30 protein-coding genes are annotated in these 26547 nt (G+C 39.6%); 22 read left to right on the top strand and 8 right to left on the bottom strand.

All coding sequences use genetic code 11. The features are described from left to right. Window positions 1-2 precede the first annotated feature (2 nt). From NQU59_RS13810 to NQU59_RS13750, 13 genes are all read left to right on the top strand, one after another. Window positions 3-551 carry a pilus assembly FimT family protein gene (locus NQU59_RS13810; RefSeq protein WP_043969775.1) on the top strand — a complete coding sequence of 183 codons (549 nt, stop codon included), beginning with the start codon at window positions 3-5 and terminating at the stop codon, window positions 549-551. 184 nt (window positions 552-735) lie between these two features. Beyond that, window positions 736-1140 (top strand): type II secretion system minor pseudopilin GspI, encoded by a 405-nt coding sequence (gene gspI, locus NQU59_RS13805; protein WP_257063823.1) that lies wholly within the window; start codon window positions 736-738, stop codon window positions 1138-1140. Next, a complete protein-coding gene (gene gspJ, locus NQU59_RS13800; protein ID WP_257063822.1) occupies window positions 1137-1928 on the top strand; it encodes a type II secretion system minor pseudopilin GspJ in 792 nt (263 codons plus the stop codon). The genes gspI and gspJ overlap by 4 nt, the downstream gene beginning before the upstream one ends. Further along, window positions 1925-2920 (top strand): type II secretion system minor pseudopilin GspK, encoded by a 996-nt coding sequence (gene gspK, locus NQU59_RS13795; RefSeq protein WP_257063821.1) that lies wholly within the window; start codon window positions 1925-1927, stop codon window positions 2918-2920. The genes gspJ and gspK overlap by 4 nt, the downstream gene beginning before the upstream one ends. 107 nt (window positions 2921-3027) lie before the next feature. Further along, window positions 3028-3624 carry a 6-pyruvoyl trahydropterin synthase family protein gene (locus NQU59_RS13790; RefSeq protein WP_005241876.1) on the top strand — a complete coding sequence of 199 codons (597 nt, stop codon included), beginning with the start codon at window positions 3028-3030 and terminating at the stop codon, window positions 3622-3624. A gap of 45 nt (window positions 3625-3669) precedes the next feature. Next, complete coding sequence (gene ung / locus NQU59_RS13785) at window positions 3670-4383, top strand: uracil-DNA glycosylase (RefSeq protein WP_005241875.1); 714 nt, start codon at window positions 3670-3672, stop codon at window positions 4381-4383. Next, window positions 4380-5504 carry an enoyl-CoA hydratase/isomerase family protein gene (locus tag NQU59_RS13780; protein ID WP_171067835.1) on the top strand — a complete coding sequence of 375 codons (1125 nt, stop codon included), beginning with the start codon at window positions 4380-4382 and terminating at the stop codon, window positions 5502-5504. Before ung ends, NQU59_RS13780 begins: the two co-directional genes overlap by 4 nt. Window positions 5505-5509: 5 nt before the next feature. Further along, complete coding sequence (gene tadA / locus NQU59_RS13775; protein WP_043969779.1) at window positions 5510-6019, top strand: tRNA adenosine(34) deaminase TadA; 510 nt, start codon at window positions 5510-5512, stop codon at window positions 6017-6019. A 66-nt stretch (window positions 6020-6085) separates the two neighbouring features. Further along, a complete protein-coding gene (locus NQU59_RS13770; RefSeq protein ID WP_005241872.1) occupies window positions 6086-6526 on the top strand; it encodes an SRPBCC family protein in 441 nt (146 codons plus the stop codon). A gap of 9 nt (window positions 6527-6535) precedes the next feature. After that, window positions 6536-7216, top strand: coding sequence for a (d)CMP kinase (gene cmk / locus NQU59_RS13765; protein ID WP_043969781.1), 681 nt, complete (start codon window positions 6536-6538; stop codon window positions 7214-7216). 114 nt (window positions 7217-7330) lie between these two features. After that, window positions 7331-9013 (top strand): 30S ribosomal protein S1, encoded by a 1683-nt coding sequence (gene rpsA, locus NQU59_RS13760; RefSeq protein WP_005241870.1) that lies wholly within the window; start codon window positions 7331-7333, stop codon window positions 9011-9013. Between the two features lie 157 nt (window positions 9014-9170). Then, on the top strand, window positions 9171-9473 hold the full coding sequence (locus NQU59_RS13755; RefSeq protein ID WP_004653854.1) for an integration host factor subunit beta: 303 nt from the start codon (window positions 9171-9173) through the stop codon (window positions 9471-9473). A 14-nt stretch (window positions 9474-9487) separates the two neighbouring features. After that, entirely contained in the window at window positions 9488-9853 is a 366-nt protein-coding gene (locus tag NQU59_RS13750; protein WP_004653853.1) for a lipopolysaccharide assembly protein LapA domain-containing protein, read from the top strand. A gap of 90 nt (window positions 9854-9943) precedes the next feature. Here the strand turns inward: NQU59_RS13750 and NQU59_RS13745 are convergent, their stop codons facing one another. Beyond that, window positions 9944-10270, bottom strand: coding sequence for an AzlD domain-containing protein (locus NQU59_RS13745; protein ID WP_005241869.1), 327 nt, complete (start codon window positions 10268-10270; stop codon window positions 9944-9946). Further along, window positions 10267-10923, bottom strand: a complete 657-nt coding sequence (locus NQU59_RS13740; protein ID WP_257063817.1) for an AzlC family ABC transporter permease — start codon at window positions 10921-10923, stop codon at window positions 10267-10269. Before NQU59_RS13740 ends, NQU59_RS13745 begins: the two co-directional genes overlap by 4 nt. 89 nt (window positions 10924-11012) lie before the next feature. Between NQU59_RS13740 and NQU59_RS13735 the strand changes: the two genes are divergently transcribed. Both NQU59_RS13735 and pyrF read left to right on the top strand, forming a co-directional pair. Next, window positions 11013-11561: a helix-turn-helix domain-containing protein gene (locus tag NQU59_RS13735; RefSeq protein WP_043969783.1), complete on the top strand. Its 549-nt coding sequence runs from the start codon at window positions 11013-11015 to the stop codon at window positions 11559-11561. Window positions 11562-11673: 112 nt separating this feature from the next. Further along, window positions 11674-12354, top strand: a complete 681-nt coding sequence (pyrF, locus tag NQU59_RS13730; protein ID WP_257063816.1) for an orotidine-5'-phosphate decarboxylase — start codon at window positions 11674-11676, stop codon at window positions 12352-12354. Between the two features lie 16 nt (window positions 12355-12370). Here pyrF and NQU59_RS13725 read toward each other — a convergent pair whose 3' ends face one another. After that, window positions 12371-13288, bottom strand: a complete 918-nt coding sequence (locus NQU59_RS13725) for a lysine exporter LysO family protein (RefSeq protein ID WP_257063815.1) — start codon at window positions 13286-13288, stop codon at window positions 12371-12373. 216 nt (window positions 13289-13504) lie between these two features. On the opposite strand from NQU59_RS13725, the gene NQU59_RS13720 reads away from it, so the two are divergent. After that, entirely contained in the window at window positions 13505-14074 is a 570-nt protein-coding gene (locus NQU59_RS13720; protein ID WP_257063814.1) for a TetR/AcrR family transcriptional regulator, read from the top strand. Window positions 14075-14108: 34 nt separating this feature from the next. Here the strand turns inward: NQU59_RS13720 and NQU59_RS13715 are convergent, their stop codons facing one another. Together NQU59_RS13715 and NQU59_RS13710 are read right to left on the bottom strand one after the other, a co-directional pair. Further along, window positions 14109-15335 (bottom strand): multidrug effflux MFS transporter, encoded by a 1227-nt coding sequence (locus NQU59_RS13715; protein ID WP_257063812.1) that lies wholly within the window; start codon window positions 15333-15335, stop codon window positions 14109-14111. A gap of 231 nt (window positions 15336-15566) precedes the next feature. Then, window positions 15567-17081 (bottom strand): flavin-containing monooxygenase, encoded by a 1515-nt coding sequence (locus NQU59_RS13710; protein WP_257063811.1) that lies wholly within the window; start codon window positions 17079-17081, stop codon window positions 15567-15569. A gap of 155 nt (window positions 17082-17236) precedes the next feature. On the opposite strand from NQU59_RS13710, the gene NQU59_RS13705 reads away from it, so the two are divergent. The 5 genes from NQU59_RS13705 (at window position 17237) to NQU59_RS13685 (ending at window position 23494) form a co-directional block, all read left to right on the top strand. Next, entirely contained in the window at window positions 17237-18256 is a 1020-nt protein-coding gene (locus NQU59_RS13705) for an AraC family transcriptional regulator (RefSeq protein WP_043969787.1), read from the top strand. Window positions 18257-18374: 118 nt separating this feature from the next. Beyond that, window positions 18375-19520 carry a cell division protein ZapE gene (gene zapE / locus NQU59_RS13700; protein ID WP_257063810.1) on the top strand — a complete coding sequence of 382 codons (1146 nt, stop codon included), beginning with the start codon at window positions 18375-18377 and terminating at the stop codon, window positions 19518-19520. A gap of 289 nt (window positions 19521-19809) precedes the next feature. Continuing rightward, entirely contained in the window at window positions 19810-21972 is a 2163-nt protein-coding gene (locus NQU59_RS13695; protein ID WP_005241853.1) for a malate synthase G, read from the top strand. 158 nt (window positions 21973-22130) lie between these two features. Then, on the top strand, window positions 22131-22751 hold the full coding sequence (locus tag NQU59_RS13690; RefSeq protein WP_005241851.1) for a 2OG-Fe(II) oxygenase: 621 nt from the start codon (window positions 22131-22133) through the stop codon (window positions 22749-22751). 77 nt (window positions 22752-22828) lie between these two features. After that, on the top strand, window positions 22829-23494 hold the full coding sequence (locus tag NQU59_RS13685; protein WP_257063808.1) for an SOS response-associated peptidase: 666 nt from the start codon (window positions 22829-22831) through the stop codon (window positions 23492-23494). Window positions 23495-23548: 54 nt separating this feature from the next. Here the strand turns inward: NQU59_RS13685 and NQU59_RS13680 are convergent, their stop codons facing one another. Beyond that, window positions 23549-24013 (bottom strand): MarR family winged helix-turn-helix transcriptional regulator, encoded by a 465-nt coding sequence (locus tag NQU59_RS13680; RefSeq protein WP_005241849.1) that lies wholly within the window; start codon window positions 24011-24013, stop codon window positions 23549-23551. 691 nt (window positions 24014-24704) lie between these two features. Next, complete coding sequence (locus tag NQU59_RS13675; RefSeq protein ID WP_257063807.1) at window positions 24705-25562, bottom strand: alpha/beta hydrolase family protein; 858 nt, start codon at window positions 25560-25562, stop codon at window positions 24705-24707. A 135-nt stretch (window positions 25563-25697) separates the two neighbouring features. Between NQU59_RS13675 and NQU59_RS13670 the strand changes: the two genes are divergently transcribed. Further along, the gene (locus NQU59_RS13670; protein ID WP_005241847.1) at window positions 25698-26153 is read left to right on the top strand and encodes a hypothetical protein; all 456 of its coding nucleotides are present in this window, start codon (window positions 25698-25700) and stop codon (window positions 26151-26153) included. Window positions 26154-26164: 11 nt separating this feature from the next. Here the strand turns inward: NQU59_RS13670 and NQU59_RS13665 are convergent, their stop codons facing one another. Beyond that, window positions 26165-26425 carry a hypothetical protein gene (locus NQU59_RS13665; protein ID WP_005241846.1) on the bottom strand — a complete coding sequence of 87 codons (261 nt, stop codon included), beginning with the start codon at window positions 26423-26425 and terminating at the stop codon, window positions 26165-26167. Window positions 26426-26547: the final 122 nt, after the last annotated feature.

Genomic DNA, 26547 nt, shown 5'->3' with positions numbered 1-26547 from the left:
CGATGAGATCATCACTGCGATTACAAAAAGCCTTTACTCTGATTGAGGTCATGGTGGTGATTGTCATTATGACGATTATGGCATCTTTGGTGGTGTTAAATATCGGTGGAGTGGATCAACGTCGAGCAATGCAAGCTAGGGAAATGTTTATTCTTGATCTCAAAAAAATTAATAAAGAAGCGACAGATCAGGCCAAAGTTTTTGCCTTAAACACTCAAAATGCTACAGATGTTGCCCCATTTAGTTATAACCTGTTTGAATATCACGATCAGAGTCGGGAGCAGATTCAACAGGCAGATCGTACTTGGCGGCTCTATAAAGAATTTAAAACCCGACAGTTACCAGATCGTGTTTCTTTCAGTATTCAAAGCTTAGACACGGCAAACTATAGCAAAGCGAAAAATGAAGATTTATTGGGTGGTAAAACACCACAACTAATTTGGTTCGGCAATGGTGAAGTGAAGCCAGTTCGGATTCAGTTCTATTATGAGCAACAACCAATTGGCCATGAGTTAGAGCTAGATCATTTGGGTAAAATAGATGAAAATTAAAGATTCAGATGATAGCTCTCCGTCTTCTTGCGAAGCTGCGCTTCTCGGGGTGAAACGTTGTTTCACCAACCTCTATACTCGAAGCATAGCTTCTCGCCTTGCAGCAGGGTCGAGCGGTGCTCGATTTAATCGTGCTCACTTCGAGCATAGCTCTTCGTCTTCTTGCGAAGCTGCGCTTCTCAGGGTGAAACGTTGTTTCACTAACCCTCGTTCAGGATTTACCTTACTCGAAGTAATGGTGGCTTTGGCGATTTTTGCCGTGGCTGCCATCGCATTAACGAAAGTCGCGATGCAATATACGCAATCGACAGCAAATGCAATCTTAAGGACAAAGGCACAATTTGTCGCAATGAATGAAGTGGCAAGGATGGAAATCAATCAGGAATGGCTGGACGGGACACAATCCAAGCAAGTGACTTCGCAAGGCGAAACGTGGCAAATTGACAAAAAAGCACAATCTACCATTAGCCCGAAGATACAACGCATCGAGTTACAAGTCAGTTTATTTAATAATGAACAAGGGAAGGTTGAAGCGGGTGTTACTAATCTTGTGTTCTTTAACTATCCAGCAAAGGCTAGAACACAATGACATATAATTTCGAGCATCGCTTTTCAACTTGGATTCGGGCTAAGCGTGGCTTTCTTGCAAAGCGATCTAGGCCTGCTTTCAATCGTTCTTCACCTCAGTCAGGATTTACCTTAGTGGAATTGCTGGTTGCAATCGCAATCTTTGCTGTACTTTCCATGTTGGGGTGGAAGGTATTTGATTATCTATTAAAAGTAAAAGATAGAAATGCAGAGCATGAAATGCATTTATTTGCCTTGCAAGATGCTTATCAGCAGGTTTTAAGAGACAGCTTGCAGATTATTCCATTGACTGCAAATGATGGTCGACAGTTACAGGCTGCTATTGTGTTGAATAATCAATATTTTGTTTTTAGCAAAGCAGGTGTTTCTGACCCATTGAAACAAGGACTATCACCTTATGAACGTATTGAATATCGATATGACTCTACACAAAAGAAAGTATATCGACTGAAATATTCAAATCTTAATATTCCAAATCGCGTACAGCCAGTCTCAAGTACCTTATTGGAGAATGTTGATCAATTTAAAGTGATGGTTCTGAATCCTCAAGAGCTAACTCAATGGCCAGAAAATAGCGATCCAAACAATATAGCCGAGCTCAAGAAATTACCCTTGGGTTTGAAAATACAGCTGACCGTTGCTGGTACTGATTATGAATGGATCTTTAGCCTGTTAAATACGCAAGTCTATTCACAATATCTAGGGAACTCAAATACAAATGGGGGCGTAAACCCACCGAATAAAGATGGATCAAATTCATCTAATCATACAGAGCTTCCATCACAATGATTAAGATAAAAGAACGCATCAGTAAAAAGTCTCATGGATTTGGGGCACCTCAGCATGGTGTCGCCTTATTGACCATTCTGGTGATGGTGGCTTTAGCAACAATTTTAGCAGCGACTATCGCGAAACGACAAACCAATACCTCGGAAAATACGGGGTATTTGATGCGTCAAAATCAATCTTTATTATATGCAAAAAGTGCAGAAGCTTTCTTCTCTGAGTTGCTCATTCAAGACAGTGATAATGGTGGTGCGATTGATCATTTACAGGAAAATTGGGCTAAGCCCATGCCCCCATTTCCAGTAGAAGATGGCTTTGTGTCAGGACGTTTAACTGATGAGTCGGGGAAGTTTAATCTCAATAATTTGGTTAAAGCAGACGGAAATCAGGTGGATGACTCGGCTCGACGTTGGTTTGAAAAGTTGCTGCAACGAGTTGGTTTACCTGCGGAACTCAGTCAGGCTGTAATCGATTGGCAAGATACCAATGATGAGGTAGCAGGTGCAATGGGGGCTGAGAGTAGTTATTATCAGGGGTTAGATCCTGCTTATTTAGTACCAAATACAAAATTTCATAGTGTTGAAGAATTAAAGTTGGTGAGAGGCTTTGAAGGTAAAAATTATGATTTGATTAAGCCTTATGTGACTGCTTTGCCAGAGAGAACCAAGGTCAATATGAATACTGCTTCTGCGTTGTTGCTGGCCAGTATTGACTCAAAAGTAGATGTAAAAGCGGTGGAGCAAGAGTTGAAACGTAAGCAGGCTGACTTAAGCTACTTCAATAACGTCGATGATCTATGGAAGCTAAGTGCATTTTCTGGCATAGACGAACAAAGCAAAACAGATGCAGCTACGTTGCTAGATAGCAAGTCAAACTATTTTACCGCACAAATCGAAGTTGTTTTAAGCGAACGAAAACGCCAATTTACCAGTTCATTAATGAGAAAAGACAAACAAGTATTTGTTTACTCTAGAAGTTTGTCACCATTTGAGTAATTTAAAGATTGGTTTGTCAAATGGTGACAAGGTTTAAAATCAATCCCAATGCCGCTTTTTTTGTTTTATAATAAAATCCGTTTGCAGATAAAAGATTAGCTTGGTGCATGTTAATTCGTAAATTATTTAAGTTTGAAAATGCTCATATTGTACGGAACTGTACATCGGATCGTTGTAAGCGCTCGATTCATGGGCATAGCTATAAAGTTGAATTATTATTAAAAGCGTCAAAGTTGGATCATGGGCAAATGGTCTATGACTTCGGTTTGTTAAAAGGCGTGATCAAAGAGTTATTTGATAGTTTTGATCATGCGATCTGTTTTTGGCAGAAAGATGATCCTGCATATATTGATGCATGTAAAACATTCAGTGCACGTTGGATTGCGTTGCCTGTTTCACCCTCAGCTGAACAATTTTCCCGTATCTTCTTCTATCTTGCTCAGCAGGTCTTGAATTCAACCACAACTCAGAATGGTGAGGGTGATGTGCAGGTTTATTCTGTTATTGTGCATGAAACGGATACGGGTTATGCACAGAGCTTTCAGGAAGATATTGACAATGCGCAAATGGGTGCATTAAGTCTGGACCAAATTGTATTTTCAGAACAGGTACAAGCCGAGTGGAGTGACATTCAAATGTACGAAAATCTGAAAAATGGAATCAAATTCCAAAATCCAAACGTAGAATTACAAGTTAATATTTGAGTGCTTTCTTCACTTTATTGAGTGAATATTTTTCAAGGAATATGGATGGAAATTACTGAACAACAGCAGGACAAATTAAGTAAAGTTCAGTTGGACGAGTCTTGGAAAATCTCATTATCAGAGTTTTTACTTAGCCAGAAGATGGATGACTTGCGTGAGTTTTTACAACAAGAAAAGCTTGCCCAAAAAACAATTTATCCACCAAGTAAACAGATTTTTAATGCACTGAATACAACGCCGCTTTGTGGAGTAAAGGTCGTGATTTTAGGGCAAGACCCGTATCACGGTCCAAATCAGGCCAATGGTTTAAGTTTCTCTGTACAAAGAGGGGTTGCATTACCGCCATCTTTGCGTAATATTTTTCACGAATTAAATACGGATTTGGCTGTACCGATTTCACGTCATGGTGACTTGAGTAAATGGGCGGCACAAGGTGTGTTATTACTTAATAGTGTACTCACGGTAGAAGCGGGTCAACCAACTTCTCATCAGAAACGCGGGTGGGAAGATTTCACCGATGCAGTCATTGATGTATTGAATGAACAGCGTGAACATGTGGTGTTTATTTTATGGGGTGCTTATGCGCAGCGTAAAGGCCAACGTATTGATCGTAATAAACATCTGGTTCTTAGCGCAGCACATCCATCACCCCTAGCTGCGAATCGTGGTGGTTTTTTTGGCTGTAAAGTGTTTTCTAAAACTAATCATTATTTGAAACAACATGGCATTGAGCCTATAGACTGGCAATTGGACGCATAATGACTTCTCCTGATTTAAATAGCTATCATCCAGATTTAGTTATTGAACACGCAAAAAATGGTTGGCGAATCATTCGTCTGAACCGCCCTAAATCTTTGCATGCACTGGATGAACCAATCGTCACTGCATTGCTTCAGGTTTTTCAAGATTTTCATGTCGATGAAACAGTTAAAGCCATTTGGTTTGATTCCACCACGCCTAAAGCATTTTGTGCTGGTGGAGATGTTCGTAAATTACGTCAATTAGTTATTAATCAGGAAGTTGACGCAGCCAATCAATTCTTCCAGCAAGAATATGCGCTTGATTTGCTGTTACATAATTATGCTAAACCGATCGTGGTTTGGGGTGAGGGTTATGTCATGGGTGGTGGGCTAGGTCTGTTTATGGCCGCACCCTTCCGCTTGGTCACGCCTTATTCACGTTTGGCTATGCCAGAAATTAATATTGGTTTATACCCGGATGTCGGTGCGAGTCGCTTCTTGGCGGATCGAGGACAAATTGGCTTGTTTACAGGATTGACGGGTTCAATCATGACGGCTGCGGGTGCATTTAGCATTGGTTGGGCAACGCATATTTGTGAAGCGCAACGTGATAATGTCTTGCAAAAGGTATTAAATGTGGACTGGAACCATTATCCAGCAGGCGCATTTAGAGCAATTGACGACACCTTAAATAGTTTGCATCGTCCTGTAGCATCGGGTCCATTACAAAATTCGATTGATGTGATTCATAGCGTATGTCGTGGACAAAGCTTTGAATATGACTACCAGTCGATTATTGGTTTGAGTGATGCAAGTAGTGACTGGTTGCGTCAAGCCAGTGAAAACTTGCAGAAAGGCTCACCGAGTACAGCAGCGATTACTTGGTTGTTATGGCAGTGGGGCAAACAAGGTCATGCCTGGGATGAAGTTTTTGCACTGGAAGCGCAAATCTCTGATTGGAAAATCCGTCATCCTGACTTTGTTGAAGGGGTGCGTGCCCGTTTAGTGGATAAGGACTTATCTCCAGAGTGGCAAGCAACAGAGCAACTCAGCTTAAAAGGTATCTTGGGGGATTGTGCTCCTGTGACCAATATTGAAAGCTGGAATGCGCTATTAAAGCACTATGGTGTGATTGCCTGAGTCTTATGAGTTCTGAAAATTGTAATGATGAATACTGGATGCAGCTTGCCTATGAGCAGGCTGCATTGGCCGCAGCTCAAGGTGAAATTCCTGTGGGGGCCGTTTTAGTGAGCCATGGACGGATGATTGGAGCGGGATACAATGCTCCGATTACACTTTCTGATCCAACCGCACATGCTGAAATTCAAGCACTGCGTTCAGCCTGTCAGGCATTAAATAACTATCGTTTGCCAGACGATACTACGCTTTATGTCACCCTTGAACCTTGTACCATGTGTGTTGGGGCGTTAGTGCATGCACGTGTGCAGCGAGTGGTATTTGCTACAACAGAACCGAAAGCAGGTTCATTAGTCAGTGCAAGAGCATTACTCGATAGTGGCTATTACAATCACAAATTTGCCTTTGAGCAGGGTTGTCTACAAGCACAATGCTCGCAACAGTTGAGTGATTTTTTTAAGCAAAGGCGGGATGAAAAGAAGAGAATCCGGTTGTCAAAAACGTCCCTAAATGATTAAAAATGTCACTTATAGTATGGCAAACTAAGCCTCCCAAGATGTTGGGTCATATAAAAAGGCGATGTTATGCGTAATGCAATTACTGTAAAAAAAGAATTTAATGCACCGATCTCTGAAGTTTTCGACCTGCTGTCAAAACATGCCACGTATAACAAGGCATTTGCACCTTTGCAGGTTGTCCGTGTGAAGGACTCAGCTGACCCGAAACGTCCTGATGGTGTTGGCTCGATTCGCCGCATGGGATTTGGTCCAATCAAGCCATTACAGGAAGAAATTACCTTACTGGAAGAAAATAAACGGATTGAATATAAGCTAATTAACAACCCGTTGGTGAAGCATCATCTGGGTCAAATTGAGTTTAAAGAAATTACACCTTTTATCACTTTGGTCACATATAAGATTGAATTTACGGCAAAAGCACCGTTGGTGAGTAAATTAGTTCTTGCACAACTGAAAGCAGCCATTACACTAGGCTTTTCAAAATTAGCCAAATCAGTTGCTTTATAAGAGATGGGAATGACAGTTCATATTATTACGATTGATGGTCCAAGCGGTTCAGGTAAAGGTACGCTGGCCGCTAAAATTGCAGCACATTACCAATTTAATTTATTGGATTCAGGTGCGTTATATCGTTTACTTGGGCTGTCATTGTTTCAACGTGGTTTGCTTGACCAAATTGACGTGAATTTAGACCAATGTGTCGAATATGCAACAAATTTGGATATCGAATTTAAAACGACCGAGGCGGCGACACAGGTCTTGCTTGATGGTGTGGATGTGAGCAATACCATTCGTACTGAACAGGTTGGAGAGTATGCCTCTAAAGTTGCAACTGTCCCTGCTTTAAGAAAAGCATTATTCGCACGTCAACGTGCATTTATTCAAGCACCAGGGCTGGTTGCTGATGGCAGAGACATGGCTACATCGATCTTTCCAGAGGCTCAAGCGAAAATTTACTTAACAGCATCGGCTGAGTCTCGTGCAGAGAGGCGCGTAAAACAGTTGCAGGGTATGGGGCTTGATGCTAAAATAAGCGACATTTTATCTAACATACAGGCTAGAGATAAAAGAGATATGGAGCGTACAGTTGCTCCGCTCAAGCCCGCTGAGGATGCGTATATCATTGATAGTTCTACAATAGGCATCAATGAAGTGTTTCAGCTGATGGTTGACTATATCAATAGCCGTATAAAATAGATACACAATTTTTTATCAGTTGAAGCATTGCTTGATCAGATTTTTTGGACAATGTAACAACTTAACTAAACCGGCCTTGTCTGATCCAAGACCGCGGACTTTATCAGGTATATCATGACCGAATCTTTTGCAGCCCTCTTTGAAGAAAGTGAATTAAACCTCAACGTTGAAAAGGGTGCAGTCATCCAAGGTACTGTTGTCAGTATCGATTCTGACTGGGTTACTGTTGACACTGGCCTTAAATCTGAAGGCGTTGTTGACCGTGCTGAATTTTTAAATGAACAACGTGAACTTGAAGTTCAAGTTGGCGATACTGTTGACGTAGTTGTTGAAGCGCTTGACAACGGTATGGGTCAAACAGTTTTATCACGTGAAAAAGCGAAGCGTGCTGAAACTTGGACTAAACTTGAGAAAATCTTTGAAGACGGCGAAATCGTTACTGGTGTTATCTCTGGTAAGGTTAAAGGTGGTTTCACTGTTGACATCGGTCCTGTACGTGCATTCTTACCAGGTTCTTTAGTTGACACTCGTCCTATTCGTGACACAACTCACCTTGAAGGTAAAGAGTTAGAGTTCAAAGTAATCAAACTTGATGCTAAACGTAACAACGTTGTTGTATCTCGTCGTGCAGTTATGGAAGCTGAATCTTCAGCTGACCGTGAAGCATTACTTGCTCAACTTGAAGAAGGTCAAACAGTTACTGGTACAATCAAGAACCTTACTGATTACGGCGCGTTCGTTGATCTTGGCGGTATTGATGGTCTTCTACATATCACAGATATGGCTTGGAAGCGTATCAAGCACCCTTCAGAAGTTGTTGAAGTTGGTCAAGAAGTTACAGTTAAAGTACTTAAATTTGACCGCGAGCGTAACCGTGTATCTTTAGGTCTTAAGCAATTAGGCGAAGATCCATGGTTAGCGATCATGAGCCGTTACCCTAAAGGTTCTATCGTTAAAGCACGTGTAACTAACTTAACTGACTACGGTTGCTTCGCTGAAATCGCTGAAGGCGTTGAAGGTTTAGTACACGTTTCAGAAATGGACCACACTAACAAAAACATCCACCCATCTAAAGTTGTTCAGATCGGTGATGAAGTTGATGTTATGGTTCTTGAAGTTGACGAAGAACGTCGTCGTATTTCATTGGGTATCAAACAAACTCGTGCTAACCCATGGGAAGAGTTTGCTAAAGCAAATGAAAAAGGCGAAAAAGTTTCTGGTACGATCAAGTCAATCACTGACTTCGGTATCTTCATCGGTTTATCTGGTGGTATCGACGGTTTAGTACATTTGTCTGATATTTCTTGGAACGAACAAGGCGAAGAAGCGATTCGTCGTTACAAGAAAGGCGACACAGTTGAAGCAGTTATCTTATCTGTTGACGCTGAAGGCAACCGTATCAGCCTTGGTATCAAGCAATTAAACAGCGACCCATTCAATGACTTCTTGGCTGCGAATGAACGCGGTGCTATGGTTAAAGGTACTGTAACTGCTGTTGACGCTAAAGGTGCTACAGTTAAATTAGCTGATGACATCGAAGCAACACTTAAAGCTTCTGAAATCAACCGTGACCGCGTTGAAGATGCGACTAAATTCTTAGAAGTTGGTCAAGAAGTTGAAGCGAAGATCATCAACGTTGATCGCAAATCTCGCTCTATCAACTTGTCTATCAAAGCGAAAGACGAAGCTGAAGAGAAAGAAGCTGTGAACAATGCTCGCCAAGCTGCTGCGACTCAAGCTGCAGAAAGCAATGGTCCTAAGACTATTGGTGACTTAATTAAAGCTCAAATGAAGTAATTTGTTAAAAAGTACGTTTCTTGTAACTGAGACGTAGTTTTTTATACAAAAATACTGTAAACGGTAGCGTAGTAATCATGTACTGCGCTACCGTTTTGTATTTAAACAGGTTATTATTAAAAACATTGGAAAGTAGCAATAATTAAAGAGGTCATCAATGACTACTGAAGCACTTAATAAATCTGATTTAATTGAACGGATTGCACTAAAAAACCCACACTTGGCTGAGCCTTTGGTTGAAGACGCAGTTAAGATCATGATCGATCAGATGATTGAAGCACTTTCGAGTGGCGATCGTATTGAAATTCGTGGTTTTGGTAGTTTTGCATTACATCACCGTGAGCCACGTTTAGGTCGTAACCCTAAAACAGGTAAATCAGTTGATGTTGCCGCAAAAGCAGTTCCACATTTTAAACCTGGTAAGGCACTTCGTGATGCAGTAAACGAATCTGCTGAATAAGTATTGAGGTATTTATGCGTTATGTTTTAATTGCATTACTCGTTGCCATTTTTGGTTATTCACTTGCTTTGGTACTTCAAAACCCGGCTGAGCTACAAGTAGACTTGTTATTTACTCAAGTTCCAGCGATGCGTTTGGGGTTATTACTTTTATTGACGTTAGTCTTAGGTGTTGTTGTTGGTTTGCTTCTAGGCGTACAGGTTTTCCGCGTTTTCCAAACCAGTTGGGAAATCAAGAGATTGCGCAAAGATATTGATCATCTTCGTAAAGAGCAAATTCAACTTGCACAGCAAGCTGCCGCAGAAGCTGCTGCAAGTGTACGACATGAAAAAACAGTGTTGGATATCAATCCTGAGAGTCAAACACGTACTCCACTGTAATTGAGAATATTTTTAGTAATCAATCCTTGAAGATTTGATTACTGGATAGGAAATAGCCCTTTATTTTGATTAAAGGGCTATTTTTTTGCTTTATGGAAGACCGAGATATCTCAAGACTGCGGTAATTAGCATTGCGACAAGGATGACCACGATCAGTGAGTATTTCTTCCAGGCAAAAATAACGGCAACAGCAACCCCGATGATTTTACTGATACCGCTAAAATGCGTTTCAGTAAAAATGGTGTTGAAAACAGCTAAGGTAAATAGGAGTACACAAGCAGAATCAGCAAGAAGTTGCTTATGCTGCTCTTTAAACGACATTCGATTAGCTAAATAAACGCCTGAATAGCGAATGAAATAGGTACCCAATGCAAGTATGACAATACCAGCAAAGATATAAGTTTCACTATATTTCATTTGGATTTACCCTTTAGTAATAAACCGAACATGGAAACTAAAACAGGTAAACCTGTAGGGAGCAAAGGAATAGAAGCTAAAGACAATGTCGTACCGAGAAACACGCGATTCCGTGTAGTTCTGTTCCTTAGCATAGGCAAAATCAAGGCAAAAAGAATGGCAGGAAAAGCAGCGTCAATGCCAAATATATAAATATCTGGAATACTTTTGCTCAAGATGTAACCAATAAACACACCGATTGGCCAAAGAATACAAATACCCAATCCACACATCCAATACGCTTTTTTCTTGTTCTCATCTTCTTGCTGGCTTAATCCAAACATTACACTTTCATCATTCATGATATGGCAAGCAATAAAGCGAGATGCATTTTTTTCAATAAAGGTAGCAACAGATAAGCCGAATGGAAGATGGCGTAAATTGATGAATATTCCAGTCAATGCTGCGAAAAGAGGGTTCGCACCAGTCGCAATCATACCTACAAAAGTAAATTCAGCAGCACCTGCCAATACAGTTAAAGAGAGCATCATTGGAATCCAAATCGGTATATTGAAGCTCGCAGCAACGGAACCGAGTGAAAGACCGACAATACCTGTGGCGATTGAAATGAGACTGATAGCTTTGACGAGATTATAGCGCTCTTTATTTTGCATCTTTATTTTCTATATAAAACGAACGTACGATATAATAGATTAAATTCATGTCGTTCGTCAAAGCGAACAATCGTTTTTTATGGTGGTTTATGGCATTGCCAATTGAAATTGTTGCAAAGGGTTTGCAGAGAGAGAGACAGAAAGCAGGGCTGTCATTGGCAGAAGTCGCGCGTCGGGCGGGCATAGCCAAATCAACCTTGTCGCAACTGGAAGCTGCGCAAGGAAATCCAAGCCTGGAAACATTATGGGCTTTGTGTGTGGCTTTGGATATTCCATTTGCAAAGTTAATGGAAAGCCATATTGTACAAACTCAGGTCATTCGTTTTGGTGAAGGGCCATCGGTTTCTTCTGAAATTGCTCATTATCAAGCTATTCTATTGGCCAATTGCCCAACAGGTGCGAGACGTGATGTGTATATGTTAACAACCCAACCGGGTGAGCCGCGTTGTAGTCAGCCACATCCGATTGGTAGTATTGAGCATATTATTATTATGAAGGGGCAAGCAAAGGTTGGATTAATTTCAGAGCCTGTATTGCTGAATGAAGGGGATTATATTTGTTACCCTGCGGATCAGCCACATATCTTTGAGGCACTGCAAGCAGATACGCGAGCAATTTTAATTTCAGAACAAAGATAGGTATATTTCAGCTTAGTGGAAAAGCTTTTTTTCAATATGAGAACTTTCTTGCTTTGTTCATGCTCTGAATCAATTTATAATTAGCCGATTTTTATGTGATGGAACTAGATTCGTGAGTATTATTGTTGCGCTAGACGCAAAAAGCCAATATGACGCCTTAACAATCGTAGATCAGCTTGATCCGTCACTTTGTCGTGTCAAAGTAGGCAAAGAGCTCTTTACTCATGTAGGCCCATCGATTGTTAAAAGCTTACAAGACAAAGGCTTTGACGTTTTTCTTGATTTAAAATTTCATGATATTCCAAATACCACGGCTCAGGCCGTATGTGCTGCAGCAGATCTTGGGGTATGGATGGTGAACGTGCATGCATCTGGCGGCCGTAAAATGATGGAAACCTGTGTCGAGCGTCTTAAAGCAGGCAATTATCAAACACAGTTGATTGCAGTTACTGTTTTAACTTCTATGGGACGTGAAGATTTACGGGATATCGGATTAGATATCGAGCCTGTTGAACAGGTAAAGCGTTTGGCGAAACTTACTCAAGAGAGTGGTTTGGATGGTGTGGTATGTTCAGCACAAGAAGCGAAAATTCTTCGTGAACTATTAGGACAGGATTTTGCTTTGGTTACACCAGGGATTCGCCCAGAAGGTTCAAATGCCGATGACCAAAAGCGCATTGTGACGCCTAAACAAGCCATGCTGGATGGTTCAACTCATTTAGTGATTGGTCGTCCAATTACGAAAGCTGAAAACCCAACTGAGATGTTAAAGTCAATTCTAACTTCAATCTAATTGAGTTTGGCTTGATTTAGAATTTTAGATTCAAAAACAAACTGATTAACAATGGTGCGAGGAGAGATAGAATCAATCCACTCATCATTGCATGTGGTACGTAATGCGTGCCACATGATTGTTTGACCATGGCAAGAGTGACATCCATCGAGGTTGCACCAGCACTCGAAATCGCAGAGCGTGGAAAGCGCCAGCCTAAACAATACATCAATAAAATCGCAAAAATCTCTCTAAATAAGTCCGTTAATAGTGCTATTCCACCTAGTTTAGCCGAGTGTAGCTCAGTGAATAAAATCCCTGACATGGAATACCAGCCATAACCTTGGGCTAAAGCCATGACTTCATTAAAGTTATAATGATTAGATAAAAGAATATAGTTCAGAATTGAGGCTAAACCAGAGCCGATGAATGCAGCTACGGGAACCATTAGGATTTTCCAGCTTAACCAGCTACGATCAAATTGAGTAAAGGCCAGTTCGATCCCGATCAAGAAAATAAAGATCAGTAATAAGTACCAACTATTAAAGCTGATCGCTAAATCTGTAGTATTGATCACGATGCCCGACAGAATACCAACGCCTAAAGCTAAAAAGGCTTTGGCAATATTTTTGAGTGCATTTAGAAAAAGATGTGATGAAATTTTGCCTTGAATGCTTTGCCGATCTATTAGTTTGTAGGTGAGAAGACAAATGAAAAAAGAACCAATTGAAGTGGTAAATGCAATCAAAAGCGCTGGCGGTAAAATGGTTGCAGGGTTTTGGATATGATTTAAGGCCTGAGTCAGTTCGAATGCGACACTAACCAATAAAATATAAGAAAAATAAGGCAGGATTTTGAATACAAATTGTTTAAGTGTCTGAGATAGGTGCGGTGCAACAAAATAGCCTAAGCTAAGGCAGACAAAAATCTGGAAGATTAATACAAAAGAGGTCATACAATCAGCGCGTTTATAATGCTGATTTATTATGCAGGGAAATCTGATACTTGGGTAGATTTATATATCACTTGATATAGAATGTTTTGCAATAAAGGTGCATTTATATCCGTCAGAAGTCCCTAACACAGTTGATCAACTTCAGGATGCTCATTGTCGCTATGAATATTATATGGAGTGAAATATACTTTTTTAAGAAATAGAGGTAAATGATTTGTGACAGCAGCGAAGATTCAAAAATTTGCCTTTGAGCGTTTTGCAAAACAAGGCTTTGCAGCAACATCCTTAAATGAAATTGCGACTGATGTTGGAATTAAAAAGCCTTCAATTTATGCACATTTTAAAAATAAAGATGAACTGTATCTAAGCTTGATTCCGATCATGATTGATGAAGAACTGGGACATGCCAAAACAGTTTTGCAAGGTGGTATGGGAATTCAGCAGCAATTACACGCTTACTTCATGAGTATTGAACAACGCTTTGATCTCTCTTATGGAGTTCAGTTCTGGATGAATGCTTTAATTAGTCCACCTGTACACTTATATGATCAGGTGATTGAGCCAATGCATGTTTTCATGGCTGAATTGGAACAGCTGTTTTTACAGGCACTACAACAGTCGGTGTTGAAAGAAAATAAGTATCAATTAGACAGTACAATCTTGGCTCGGGTCTGTATGAGTTTTGTGGATGCACTACAAAGTGAATTGATCTACGGAGGACGAGATAAGTTCAGACTTCGACTAGATGCCATTCTAAAAACATTAGATGTTTTGATCAGCCCTTGATTGTAGTCAATTGCTGATCTGAGTACGATACTTATTATTCTGCTTTCGTCGTCGAAAAAGTGTCACTTTGTCTAAGTGCAGCATAAATACATAAGCTGAGTGCAATCATTCCGCAAACGAATAGACTGGCTGGGAGCAGGCTAATATTAATTTCAAACAAGCTCACGATCAAGCCAATCAACGAAGCCAAGGCATATTGCAATAAACCCATCAATGATGAAGCCGCACCTGTTAAATGTTGTGGGCTTTGTTGCATGGTCAATGCCGTTACATTGCCAAAAATAAAACCTGTAGACCAGATACTTAGTCCTAACAGTGCAACATACTGCCATAAGCTTAAGGTAGATAAAGAAACGCTGAGAAGTAAGATCAAACTGGCACCGCTAAATATACACATGCCCAGTATCAGTAATTGTTGTGCAGACCAACGCTTTAATAACATGATCGAAACTTGCCCAAGAATAATTAATCCGATGGCATTGGCTGCAAATAAAGTACTAAAACCTTCATTATGAATATGATAATGCTGAATAAAAATAAATGGGGATTGGCTTAAATAAACAAAAAAGCCGCCCAAGATAGAACCGCCCGCCAGCGTGTAGGCCATAAATTTTTGATTGAGAGTGAGTGTTTGATAGCTAATTCTGATTGTGCTGAGTTGGAGCGGCTGACGATACTCAGGTTTTAAGGTTTCTGGTATAGCGTAATTGCCCCATAACCATAAGATTGTACCGAGTATTGCCAATATATAGAAAATGAGAGTCCATGATCCGAATCGGAGAATGAAGCTACCAAACAATGGTGCAATGATTGGAATGATCATCATCACCTGCATCAGAATAGAAAAATTTTTGGCGCTGGTTTTGGCATCACAGACATCAGAAATAATTGCTCTTGGAACAACCAAACCGGCAGAGGCACCGATTGCTTGTAAAAACCGGGCTGCTAACAACCATTCAATGCTGGGTGCAATGGCAGCCAATAATGAGCCCAAGATAAATATTGCGATTCCAATCAATAAGGGATTGCGTCGGCCAAAGCGATCTAATAAAGGACCATAAATACCTTGACCAATTGCAAGGCCAATCAAAAATACCGAGAGTGTCAACTGAATCTGTCCAGCTGTGGTTGCAAAGCTTTCGGCAAGCAGTGGAAACGCAGGCAAATAAATATCAATCGCCAACGCATCTAAGGCTGTGAATAAGGAGAGTAGTAGTAACAAAGACCAACTGATTTTAGAAATTGGAGCAGCAGATTGCATATGGTTTTAGACTCCAGTGCAGAAAGCAAACAGATATAGTTTTACTACCTAACGGTAGGTAGTTAAAATCATAGCATGGTTTTTTCCGTATTTGCTTATTAACAATACTGTTTTTAGTTGGAAAAGATAAAAGAATGAAAAGATGATAAGTGCAAGAGATAAGTTATTGTATCGCTTGGAAATAAAAAAGCCCCCATAGAATCGGGGGCTTTTTTAAATAGGCTTTACTCTTTATGCAGCATTAGATTTGGCAGCAGTTGAAGTACTCATAAAATTATAATCAGCGACATTGACTTTACGAGTTTCTAACCAATATCGCCATGTGTAGGTTGGCCATAACGAAAAGTTTTTACCGTCAGCAGCTTGATACCAACTGCTACAGCCACCCGCTTGCCATACCGTTCCTTTAAGCTGATCTTGTACACGCTGATTGAACTGATCTTGGACGTCATGCTTAATTTCAACTGCTTGAGTCCCTGTTTTATATACAGTTTGAATTAACTGGAGAATATAGTTGACCTGAGATTCAATCATGAAAATCACTGAGTTATGCCCAAGAATGGTATTTGGCCCCAGTAACTGGAATAGATTCGGAAAGTTTTTGGTACTGATCCCATAGTAACTTTCAGCGCCATCTTTCCATGCTTGTTTGAGTTCAATGCCGTTACGGCCAACACAATCGAAATGTTTTAGATATATACGAGGGTCGGTAATAAAACCTGTACCATAAATCAGACAGTCAATTTGACGTTCTTTGCCATCTTTGGTGATGATACTATTTGCGGTGATTTCTTGAATAGCATCTGTCACTAATTCAACGTTTTTACGGTTGAAGGTTGGGAAATATTTATTTGAAATTAAAATACGCTTACAGCCCATGACAAAATCAGGTGTTAGTTTTTTCGCCAGTTCTTTGTCTTTAACTTGGAAGCGGATAAAGGCTTCAGCCAGTTTCTGGCCATACTTCATGATCTGTGGTTGTACAATTGGCACAACACGAGATTCATTGGTCCAATACAGGCGGGTACGGTGAATCTGACGGTAGATATTTGATGCTTTAAATAAAGATTTGCTCAGTTGGGAGTATTTACGTTCATCACGAGGAATCACCCATGCTGCGGTACGTTGCAATACATAGAGTTGTTTGACCTCTGGCGCAATTTCAGGAATATATTGAATCGCACTGCCGCCAGTTCCAATTGATGCAACAGATTTGTCAGTTAGGTCATAATGATGATCCCACTGTGATGAATGGAAAACTTTACCTTTAAAGTTTTCAATGCCTTTCACATGAGGAATTTGTGGCACGTGCAGTGGACCTGAGGCAAAAATAACAAATTGTGCTTCAACTGTCGGTCGATCTTTCAGGGCTAAGGTCCAGATATTTCGGCTTTCATCAAACTCAGCACGAGTGACTTCATGTTCAAATTTGCAATAGTCCTTTAATTTGTGTTGTTCCGTGATGTCTTGGATATAGGTAAAGATTTCATCTGCTTCAGCATAACGCTTAGACCAGTCTGTTTTGGGAGCAAATGAAAGTGAGTACATATGCGATTGAACATCACAGGCTGCGCCAGGATATTGGTTCTCTCGCCATGTACCCCCCACATCATTGGTTTTTTCTAAGATCACAAAATCATTAATTTGACTTTGTAACAGGCGAATAGCCATTGCCAAGCCACCAAAACCTGCACCAATAATGGCAACTTTTGTTTTTTGAATCGCATTTTGGTTTACATCACGCATAGTTTGTGTCCTACACCGCTAAGTTTTGAGCAAGTTTAACGGTTTTCGTGAGATTAAATATGATTGTATCGACGTAAAACTTGATCATTTCGGCAATTCATTTGCTGAGGCTTTTATAGTAAAACATTAAAGTTTTGAGAATTGCATTCGAACTTATGAAGAGATCTATCCTCGGGTTGATGTATTTGATTCAAGGCATGCGTCATGTCGGTATTGATGTGGATGCACGTTTAGCAAATATGGGGATACACGCCGATGCCTTAGATCCAAGTTCAATTATTCCAGATGAAATCGAGTGGGATATTTTGCAGCATATTAGTCAGGACATTTCACCAGAACAAGGTCTATTCATTGGGCAGCATTATGCATTGGCTGGCTATGGACCGTTCCTGATGTTACTGGTGACCAGTGATACCCTACATCGTGCCTTACTCAATGGTGTTCAATATCAGCAGTTAACCCATCTATTTGGGAGCTTGCAGTTAAAGATTGAAAATGAGTTGATCTATTTGTTTTATCAACCTATTGATCTCAGTATGCATTTAGGCCAATTAAGGGCACAGTGTGAAATTTCAGGTACCTATAAGTTTTTACAAGACATCTTTAAAATGATGGGGTTGGATATACCCAAAATTCAGATTGAACTGCCATTTCAGCGCCCTAAAGATCTAGGGTTGCTTGCTGCTTATCAAGATTATTATGGTCAAGATGTCAAATTTGGATGTGCACAGGCCGCTTTTATTTTGGAAAATACACAAATTCTAAATACAAAAATTCCATCTGCTGATATTTTGACGTATCGCATTTATGAAGAAAAATGCCTACAGGATATTCAACATTTAGAGAAAAGTGCGGCGCTCAAATTAACGATTGTTGAATATGTGCAGGATTATCTGGAAATGCAAAATGGGGTCATACCCACGATGGCAGAAACCGCTTGTGCCCTGAGTATTCCAGAACGTACCTTAAGACATCAATTGCAGCAAATGCAGACCAGCTATAAGGAAATTCGTGAACAGCTGATTAAACAGAAGGCGATTAAGTTCATTGAAAATAGTTCCTATTCAATTGAACAAGTCGCCGAAATGTTGGGTTATTCTGAGCCAGCGGCCTTCAATCATGCTTTTAAAAGATGGTTTGGATTGAGTCCGAGACAATATAATCGAAATCATTAAATGATTAAAAATGGTACATTTTGATGTTTAAACTCTATGATAATTAAGCCTAAAATCTAATGCCATTGAACAGAATGTTCGATATAATTTTCATCAATTAAAATTGCAATAACACCTTATGTCAAATTCTAAACCAGACTCACATAGCACTGCATATATCCCAACGTCACCTGCTGAGCGCTATGCTCAAGCACTTGACTCAGGACAATTCATGCCAGATGAGGCTCAAGCGCAAGCCGTGCAAGAGTTGGATCGAGTATGGAAAGAGTTACTCACTCGCTATAAAGCATCGAAGAAAGCGTTTCGACGTTTCCGCCGTCAAACCTATCCAAAAGGCGTATATATGTGGGGTGGTGTAGGTCGAGGCAAAACATGGTTGATGGATCAGTTTTATGAATCTGTGCCATTCCGCCGTAAGATGCGGATGCACTTCCATCACTTTATGCAACATGTTCATAAAGAGTTGAATAAACTTTCGGGTCAACGTAATCCGCTAGATTTGGTTGCAGATCAGATTTATAAAGACGCTGTTGTAATTTGCTTTGACGAATTTTTCGTATCAAATGTAACTGATGCCATGATTTTGAGTGATCTGTTCCAAAAGCTCTTTGAGCGTGGCATCACTTTGATTGCAACATCAAATATTGCACCAGATGGTTTATATAAAAACGGAATTCATCGTGATCGTTTCCTGCCGACGATTGAGTTGGTCAAGAAGAACTGTACGGTTTTAAATGTTGATGCAGGTGTAGATTATCGTTTACGGGTATTGAAACAGGCGCAATTATTTAAATATCCATTAACGGATGATGCGCAAGTGTGGTTATCTGGTCGTTTTAAAGCACTGACCCAAACCCAAGCACAATCTAGCTTACCGATTATGATCAATAATCGCGTGGTAGAAACCTTAGGTCACACTGAAGATGTATTGTGGTGTGAGTTTTCAGAGCTATGCTTTAAGCCACGTAGTCCCGCAGACTTTATTGAAATCGCCAACATCTATAATACCGTTTTGGTGAGCAATGTTCCGCATTTGACCGATTTCCTGTCCGAAGGAACTCGCCGCTTTATTTATTTGGTCGATGAATTCTATGACCGTGGTGTAAAACTGATTCTTACTTCAGAAGACTCTATTATTGATCTTTATGAAGGTGAGAAATTGGCATTTGAAATTGAACGTACGCGTTCACGTTTATTGGAAATGCAGTCTGATGATTATTTGCATTCGGAGCACCGACAAATTCAGATCGCACAAACTTCATAAATGAAAAGGCACTCTTCGGAGTGCTTTTTTTATAAACTTATAGGGATAAGGCTTTATTCTTGGTCGAATTTTGTTATAACTAGATGAGTTTGAAAAAGGGAGTATATTGCATAACTAGAAAACAAGCACACATCATTTGATGTTTTGGTAAGTATAAAAAAATATGTTTGTCAATACTTCTAATGGGGAAAATGCTTACTATTTAGGAATGTGATATTACTATTCAGGCTAGTATAAATCAGTATACTAGAATTCTTGTTATAAAAAGTTAGCACCATCAGGAAAGACAATGACTGTACGTATTCAAAAAGGCAAGCTAGCGATTGCTAAAGAACTTTACGATTTCATCGAAAATGAAGCTTTACCAGGTACTGGTTTAGAGAGTGAAACTTACTGGAAAAACTTCGAGCAAGTCGTTGTCGACCTTAGCCCAAAAAACAAAGCATTATTGGCTAAGCGTGATGAACTTCAAGCAAAGATTGACGAATGGCATCGCAACAATAAATTTGAATTAAATGCTTACAAGGCATTCTTAACTGAAATTGGTTACTTAGAGCCAGAAGTTGCTGACTTTCAGGTAACGACTGAAAACGTTGACGAAGAAATTGCATTATTGGCTGGCCCACAACTTGTTGTACCTGTGCGTAATGCACGTTACAGCTTGAACGCTGCAAATGCACGTTGGGGTTCTTTGTATGACGCACTGTATGGTACAGATGTTATTTCTGAAGAGGGCGGCGCAGAGAAAGGCAAAGGCTATAACCCAGTTCGTGGTGATAAAGTCATTGCTTTTGCAAAGGACTTCTTAAACCAAACTTTCCCATTGGCACAAGGTTCGCATGCAGATGCAACTCAATATGCAGTGGTGAATAATGGTTTAGCTGTGACGCTCAAAGATGGTTCAACCACGACTTTAGCACACGAATCACAGTTTGTCGGATTCAATGGCGAAGCGGCGAACCCTACTGAAATCGTTTTATTAAATAATGGCTTGCATGTGATTATCGAAATTGATGCAAATAGCCCAATTGGTAAAACAGATGCTGCTGGCGTTAAAGATTTAACTCTTGAAGCTGCGGTAACTACGATCCAAGATTTGGAAGATTCGGTTGCAGCGGTTGATGCTGAAGAAAAAGTGGAAGGCTACCGTAACTGGTTAGGTCTCATGAAAGGTGACTTACAAGAGTCAATCGAGAAAAATGGTAAAACCATTACGCGTACCTTAAACAAAGACCGTACTGTACAGAATCTGATTGGTGGTACAACAACATTGCATGGCCGTTCATTAATGTTGCTTCGTAACGTAGGCCACTTAATGACAAACCCTGCGATCTTGGTTGAGGGCGAAGAAGTGTTCGAAGGCATCATGGATGCTTTAGTTACACCTTTGCTTACAGTTGCTGATATTCGCGGTCAAAACGAGAACAAAAACTCGCGTAAAGGTTCAATGTATATCGTTAAGCCAAAAATGCATGGTCCAGAGGAAGTTGCATTTGCGGTTGAATTGTTTGAGCGTGCTGAACAAGCCATCGGTTTGCCTGCTAAATCACTCAAAATCGGGATTATGGATGAAGAACGTCGTACGTCTGTGAACTTGAAAAACTGTATCTTTGCTGCAAAAGACCGTACCATTTTCATTAATACGGGCTTTATGGATCGTACAGGCGATGAAATCCATACGTCTATGGAAGCTGCGCCAGTTGTGCGTAAAGAAGCTGTTAAAACCCAAAAATGGATTGCTGCTTACGAAAACCGTAACGTTGCAATCGGTTTAGCATGTGGTTTACAAGGTAAAGCGCAAATTGGTAAAGGCATGTGGCCAAAACCAGATAGCATGAAAGATATGTTGGCGACCAAGACCGCACATCCAAATGCAGGTGCAACTTGTGCATGGGTTCCATCACCAACAGGTGCAGTACTGCATGCATTGCACTACCATCAAATCAATGTAAAAGCACGTCAAGATGTATTGGCTGCTGAAGACATGTTGACTTTAGATGACTTGTTAACGCCGCCATTTGCACCAGAAACCAACTGGACAGCAGAAGAGTTAAACAATGAACTTGAAAATAACTGTCAAGGAATCTTGGGTTATGTCGTTCGTTGGGTTGACTTGGGTGTTGGTTGTTCTAAAGTGCCAGACATTAATAACGTTGGCTTAATGGAAGACCGTGCAACTTTACGTATTTCTTCGCAACACGTTGCAAACTGGTTACGTCACGGTATTGTAACACGTGCGCAAGTTGAAGAAGTACTTAAGCGTATGGCGGTGATCGTTGATCAACAAAATGCCAATGATCCGCTGTATACACCAATGGCACCAAACTTTGATGGTATTGCATTCCAAGCAGCATCTGACTTGATCTTCAAGGGTGCAGAACAACCATCGGGTTATACTGAGCCATTGTTACATGCTGCACGTTTAAAGTTAAAAGGTTATACAGGTGATTAAGCTCATCTAATAAAAAAAGCCTCTTCGGAGGCTTTTTTTATTTCCGTGGTTTAAAGGAAGCTTTGATTGATAAATAGATCTAAAACAGGATTAAGCATTATCTTGATCAAATTTTTGCTATAATTGCTACAGTTTGATCATTTAGTCGAATCATAGCGATGTCACAAATTTTAAAATTAGATGCTTTAAAACAAGCGCAAGTTTCTACCTCACCATACCCTTACTTTGTTGTAGAAAACTCAATTGTGGACAGTGAAGTAAAAGCTGTTATTCAGGATTTTCCAAAAATCCAGCAAGGTGGTAGCTATAATATCGAAGATGTTGAGATTAAACCTAATTTTGATCGTTTCTTAAAGTCGTTAGATACCAAGGAATTTCGTCAAATCTTGACTGAAAAATTTGATGTTGATGTGATGGAACATCCGATGATGATCACATTACGTGGTTATTCACGTCAAAAGGATGGTCGTATCCATTCCGACTCGAAAACCAAGTTGTTGACCATTTTGATTTATTTAAATGAATCTTGGGATGCACCGACAGGTCGTTTACGTATCTTGAATGATGAAAAGAATATGGATGACTATGTTGCAGAGATTGATGCTGGACCAGGAACCCTTGTTGCATTTAAGGTGACAGATAATGGTTGGCATGGATATGTACCTTTTGAAGGGCAACGTCAATCGATCCAGATTAACTTCTTAACCAGTGATAAAGCCAATGCGAAACATCGTTTTATCCACGGCTTAAGTGCGAAGATGAAAAAATTATTTGGTTAATTTGATCTAAGAATAAAAAGGAGGGGTGATGCCTCCTTTTTTAACTTTATTTTTTAGAGATACGTACTGATCTGCTTATGTGTGCTAACTATAAACCTTTGACGGTTGAACAAGCCAAACAGCTAAAATTGCCTTTGATTCCGTTTGAATATGTGGATGAGGTTTACCCAAGCTATAAAACATCTTTGCTGTTTAAATCGGAGCAGGGGCTAGAGTGGCGCGAAGTATTATTTGGTTTAGTACCGAAGTGGTCAGAAGATACCAATATTTCTAAGCATACTTATAATGCAAGACATGAAACTATCTTTCAGAAACCCAGTTTTCTTGAAGCAGCATCTAAATGCAAGTTTGGCGTGATTCCTGTTTCAGAGTTCTATGAAAGTAAGTATATCGATAATAAACCACAACGCTGGGGTGTACGCCGTAAAGATGGGCAGGCGTTTTATATTGCAGCACTTTATGAGATTTGTAAATTGAATGAACACACTGTTCGTTCAGCAACCATGCTGACTATGGACGCGATAGACCACCCGATGATGAAAGATTTCCATGAACCGGGTAATGTGAAGCGATCCGTGGTGGTTATTCCACATCAACGCTTGGATGAGTGGTTAAGCCTGAAGCAACCCCATCAACTCTATGGGTTTATGAATGGTTTTCCCGTAGAGGAATTTGAATGTTCGCATGTACCGAAAGCAAGGCTCGAAAAAATAACCCCACAACTCAATATGTTTGACTTGTAATTTTGACAATAAAGACAAAGGCTTCAATGTTGAAGCCTTTTTTATCTCTGCTTATTAACGCGCAAGATTCTTAAACATATGACGCAGAATTTCCATCGTCTTTTCAATTTGCAAAGGCGTAAGACCATCAAAAGATTGCTCTAAGATGATGGCGGTAAGATCATTGATTTTTGTGATCATCTCTTGGCCTTTTTCTGTCAGAAAAACACGTGTTATACGGCCATCTTCTTTACATGAATAGGTATCGATATAGCCTTCATCTTTAAGGCGATAAACGATTTTGGTGGTAGTAGACATTTTTGAAATAACCATGTCTGAAAGCTCTGACACACTTGCATGTGGTTTGACATGTAAGGCGATTAAAATACGACGACGAGAATTGTCTAGACCATATTTTTTAAGTACGTTGTCAATGTTTTGGACGTATTGAGCATTTACTTGAGAAATCCAGTAAAAAGGGAAGTCTTCTAGGTTAAATGAATCGGCTGTAGGTAAAAAACGCGCATATTTTTTTGGCATCACTTATTTCCTGCTTGCACAAGGAGCAATATTTTGCTGCTCCTAGATTCCATGAAATGTCTCTAACTTTCCTGTTAAAAAATCAATTTCTAGATTTTTTTAGCATTCCATTTTTTAACACTTTTATCTAAAGATAATGCTGGAATTATCTTAATTCTAAATGAATAAGTCATCATAAAATTCACATAAATCAGCTATTAATGATGTACTATCCAGTCGTCATTCCTTTGCAGATTATGCTCAAGTTTTTAATTCTTGCTCATCTGTAGAATAATCATATTGTAGAAAAAAATACGATTTTTGACGTGACATTTTTATAATAATTTCTGTCTAAAATGTCATAAATATAGAAAATCAATATATTTAAAAAATAAATAATGCTTAAAAATAGAGAATACAAATGCTTGTATTAATCAATTGGTTAAAATATAACATATCAAAAAATTAAAAAGTTGAATAAATACATTCTTTATCACATTTTTCTGATGAAATTTTATCATTGATTGCTTGAAATTCACTGGAATCAGCTCGTTTGAGCTAACAGTGATGGAACGTGATGATTGTAGTTAATGAATACGAGTGAAAAACAAAATGCTAAGCTGATGGGATATTTAAGATAAAAAAGGCGCATCTGAACAGGATTACAGGTTGAGATGCGTAAAGTATCAACAATCAGAGAGAATACGTATGTTTAAATACGCAATTCACTTTCTATGAGTGGCCATAATTTTTGATGGGATTTTTTAAACATTAGCATGTGCCCAATATGCTTATAACCATGTTGTTGTGGATTCAATTCAATCAATTTGGTTGGGGCATTTGGATATAAACGTAAAAGATCTTGCACATTTTCCTGTGTAGCAATTTCGTCATCGCTTGCCCAGAAAGAGGTGATTGGGCATTGAATTTGTTGGTGATAGTCTTCAAAAATGGTCTTACCAATCGCATTCATCACATAACCAGGTTTGCTGCAAAACTCGGCCCACTGTCTGGCAACATTCTTGGGCAGATTTTCTCCCATCCCAATAAATTGAGTTGCGCCATAGCCTTTGAAAAAGCTGGAAATTGGAAAAATAATATTAAACATCACGGGTGCAAGAATTTTAGTCTTTCCTTTTAAACCTTTGACATGCCCTGTTGAACCTGCAATTGCCAAGACTTTAGCAACTTTATTGTAGTTGGGGGTAATACCGAGTAACTGTCCACCTGCACTGTGGCCAATCATGATGACTTTTTCAGCTTGGCTACGATTTAATAAGGTTTCGATGGCAGCTGGAATATCATAGGTCCCCCAATCGCTAATGCTGGCATTGGAATTCTTAAGGGCACCGTGCAACGATTCGCCAATCCCCCTAAAATCAAAGCTTAAAACATCATAGCCTTGCTGGCTAAGCCAGTCGGCAAAAGCGTGATAGAAATTTTTGGTAATCCCTGTTGCTGGACAAATCAAGATAGGGTATGGCTTGCTATTGCCTTGTGCAGGATAAAACTGGGCAGCAAGTTGATAGTTATCTTGACAATTGATCCAAAAAGACTCAGAGCGATTCATTAAAACATACTCGTGTATTCGCATCGTTCTACTTTACACAAGTTCCAAAAAGAAACTCGTTTAAAAAATGACTTAAAAGTCAAATTTTATGTAATATAAACGCACAAAAGGAATAGATTGTTTTCGGGGAAATATATGTTGGTTTTAAATAGTGCGACACAACTTGCAATTATATTTAGTGGGATTTTTTTGTGGATGGGGATGTCAACTGGGGTTTGGAAGTATTATCAAATCAGACATACGGAACTTGCTCGGGCACATTATTATGTTGATATTGCACATCGGAGTAGTTTGCTTTATGCCTCTGCCAGTTTGATTCTCGCTGCATTAAGCTTCTTTACGGTGCTATCAGATTCACTGGTTTTGTTTTGCGTTGTTGCGAATTTATTCTTTTTTACAATGTCGATTTTAATTTACATTTTGCACGGCTTATTAAAGGATACAACCAATCAATTTAAACAGCCGCATCAGGTTGGGCGTTGGACTTTACCTGCATGGTGTATGACGTTGATGATGCTCAGTTTAATTGTTGTCGAGCTGGGCGCTACGACAATTTTGTTATTGGGTACAATTGGCCGATTCTGGAATTAAAAAATGGATGATTACTCATCCATTTTTCCTAAAGTATTTTTCTGTCGAGCTACACTTAGCTGTCGAAACTTTCGATCAACAATCGCCCACATACAAAAGGCCAGCGATACAACCAATGCATATGCAAAATATTCAGGTTTTAAATTACCTTTAATTGTGCCTTGAAATAACAACGTAACCATTAAGGCAAGTGTTGTTGTTGCATATACGATTGAATCATTAGCCTTCAGAGTGTTAATGAAGACTTGCTTGTTGAAATGTATTGATAACATCTCCATCCCTCCTTGTTGTGACGACAAAACCATGTGTTTTTGTCTGAATTCTTTTTTAAGTTGTACTGCTATTTTCTGAGCATTTCAATAGGGACAAGGGGTATTTTGAAAATAAATTTTTG

Origin of the sequence: Acinetobacter colistiniresistens (assembly GCF_024582815.1) — a bacterium.
Lineage (GTDB): Bacteria > Pseudomonadota > Gammaproteobacteria > Pseudomonadales > Moraxellaceae > Acinetobacter.
This window is presented reverse-complemented; position numbering and strand designations above follow the sequence as displayed.

Excerpts from the sequence above, each read along its gene's own strand:
- NQU59_RS13810 (WP_043969775.1), top strand. The coding sequence starts at position 3 with ATGAGATCATCACTGCGATTACAAAAAGCCTTTACTCTGATTGAGGTC.
- gspJ (WP_257063822.1), top strand. The coding sequence starts at position 1,137 with ATGACATATAATTTCGAGCATCGCTTTTCAACTTGGATTCGGGCTAAG.
- gspK (WP_257063821.1), top strand. The coding sequence starts at position 1,925 with ATGATTAAGATAAAAGAACGCATCAGTAAAAAGTCTCATGGATTTGGG.
- NQU59_RS13790 (WP_005241876.1), top strand. The coding sequence starts at position 3,028 with ATGTTAATTCGTAAATTATTTAAGTTTGAAAATGCTCATATTGTACGG.
- ung (WP_005241875.1), top strand. The coding sequence starts at position 3,670 with ATGGAAATTACTGAACAACAGCAGGACAAATTAAGTAAAGTTCAGTTG.
- tadA (WP_043969779.1), top strand. The coding sequence starts at position 5,510 with ATGAGTTCTGAAAATTGTAATGATGAATACTGGATGCAGCTTGCCTAT.
- NQU59_RS13770 (WP_005241872.1), top strand. The coding sequence starts at position 6,086 with ATGCGTAATGCAATTACTGTAAAAAAAGAATTTAATGCACCGATCTCT.
- cmk (WP_043969781.1), top strand. The coding sequence starts at position 6,536 with ATGACAGTTCATATTATTACGATTGATGGTCCAAGCGGTTCAGGTAAA.
- rpsA (WP_005241870.1), top strand. The coding sequence starts at position 7,331 with ATGACCGAATCTTTTGCAGCCCTCTTTGAAGAAAGTGAATTAAACCTC.
- NQU59_RS13755 (WP_004653854.1), top strand. The coding sequence starts at position 9,171 with ATGACTACTGAAGCACTTAATAAATCTGATTTAATTGAACGGATTGCA.
- NQU59_RS13750 (WP_004653853.1), top strand. The coding sequence starts at position 9,488 with ATGCGTTATGTTTTAATTGCATTACTCGTTGCCATTTTTGGTTATTCA.
- NQU59_RS13745 (WP_005241869.1), bottom strand. The coding sequence starts at position 10,270 with ATGAAATATAGTGAAACTTATATCTTTGCTGGTATTGTCATACTTGCA.
- NQU59_RS13740 (WP_257063817.1), bottom strand. The coding sequence starts at position 10,923 with ATGCAAAATAAAGAGCGCTATAATCTCGTCAAAGCTATCAGTCTCATT.
- NQU59_RS13735 (WP_043969783.1), top strand. The coding sequence starts at position 11,013 with ATGGCATTGCCAATTGAAATTGTTGCAAAGGGTTTGCAGAGAGAGAGA.
- NQU59_RS13725 (WP_257063815.1), bottom strand. The coding sequence starts at position 13,288 with ATGACCTCTTTTGTATTAATCTTCCAGATTTTTGTCTGCCTTAGCTTA.
- NQU59_RS13715 (WP_257063812.1), bottom strand. The coding sequence starts at position 15,335 with ATGCAATCTGCTGCTCCAATTTCTAAAATCAGTTGGTCTTTGTTACTA.
- NQU59_RS13710 (WP_257063811.1), bottom strand. The coding sequence starts at position 17,081 with ATGCGTGATGTAAACCAAAATGCGATTCAAAAAACAAAAGTTGCCATT.
- NQU59_RS13705 (WP_043969787.1), top strand. The coding sequence starts at position 17,237 with ATGAAGAGATCTATCCTCGGGTTGATGTATTTGATTCAAGGCATGCGT.
- zapE (WP_257063810.1), top strand. The coding sequence starts at position 18,375 with ATGTCAAATTCTAAACCAGACTCACATAGCACTGCATATATCCCAACG.
- NQU59_RS13695 (WP_005241853.1), top strand. The coding sequence starts at position 19,810 with ATGACTGTACGTATTCAAAAAGGCAAGCTAGCGATTGCTAAAGAACTT.
- NQU59_RS13690 (WP_005241851.1), top strand. The coding sequence starts at position 22,131 with ATGTCACAAATTTTAAAATTAGATGCTTTAAAACAAGCGCAAGTTTCT.
- NQU59_RS13685 (WP_257063808.1), top strand. The coding sequence starts at position 22,829 with ATGTGTGCTAACTATAAACCTTTGACGGTTGAACAAGCCAAACAGCTA.
- NQU59_RS13680 (WP_005241849.1), bottom strand. The coding sequence starts at position 24,013 with ATGCCAAAAAAATATGCGCGTTTTTTACCTACAGCCGATTCATTTAAC.
- NQU59_RS13675 (WP_257063807.1), bottom strand. The coding sequence starts at position 25,562 with ATGAATCGCTCTGAGTCTTTTTGGATCAATTGTCAAGATAACTATCAA.
- NQU59_RS13670 (WP_005241847.1), top strand. The coding sequence starts at position 25,698 with ATGTTGGTTTTAAATAGTGCGACACAACTTGCAATTATATTTAGTGGG.
- NQU59_RS13665 (WP_005241846.1), bottom strand. The coding sequence starts at position 26,425 with ATGTTATCAATACATTTCAACAAGCAAGTCTTCATTAACACTCTGAAG.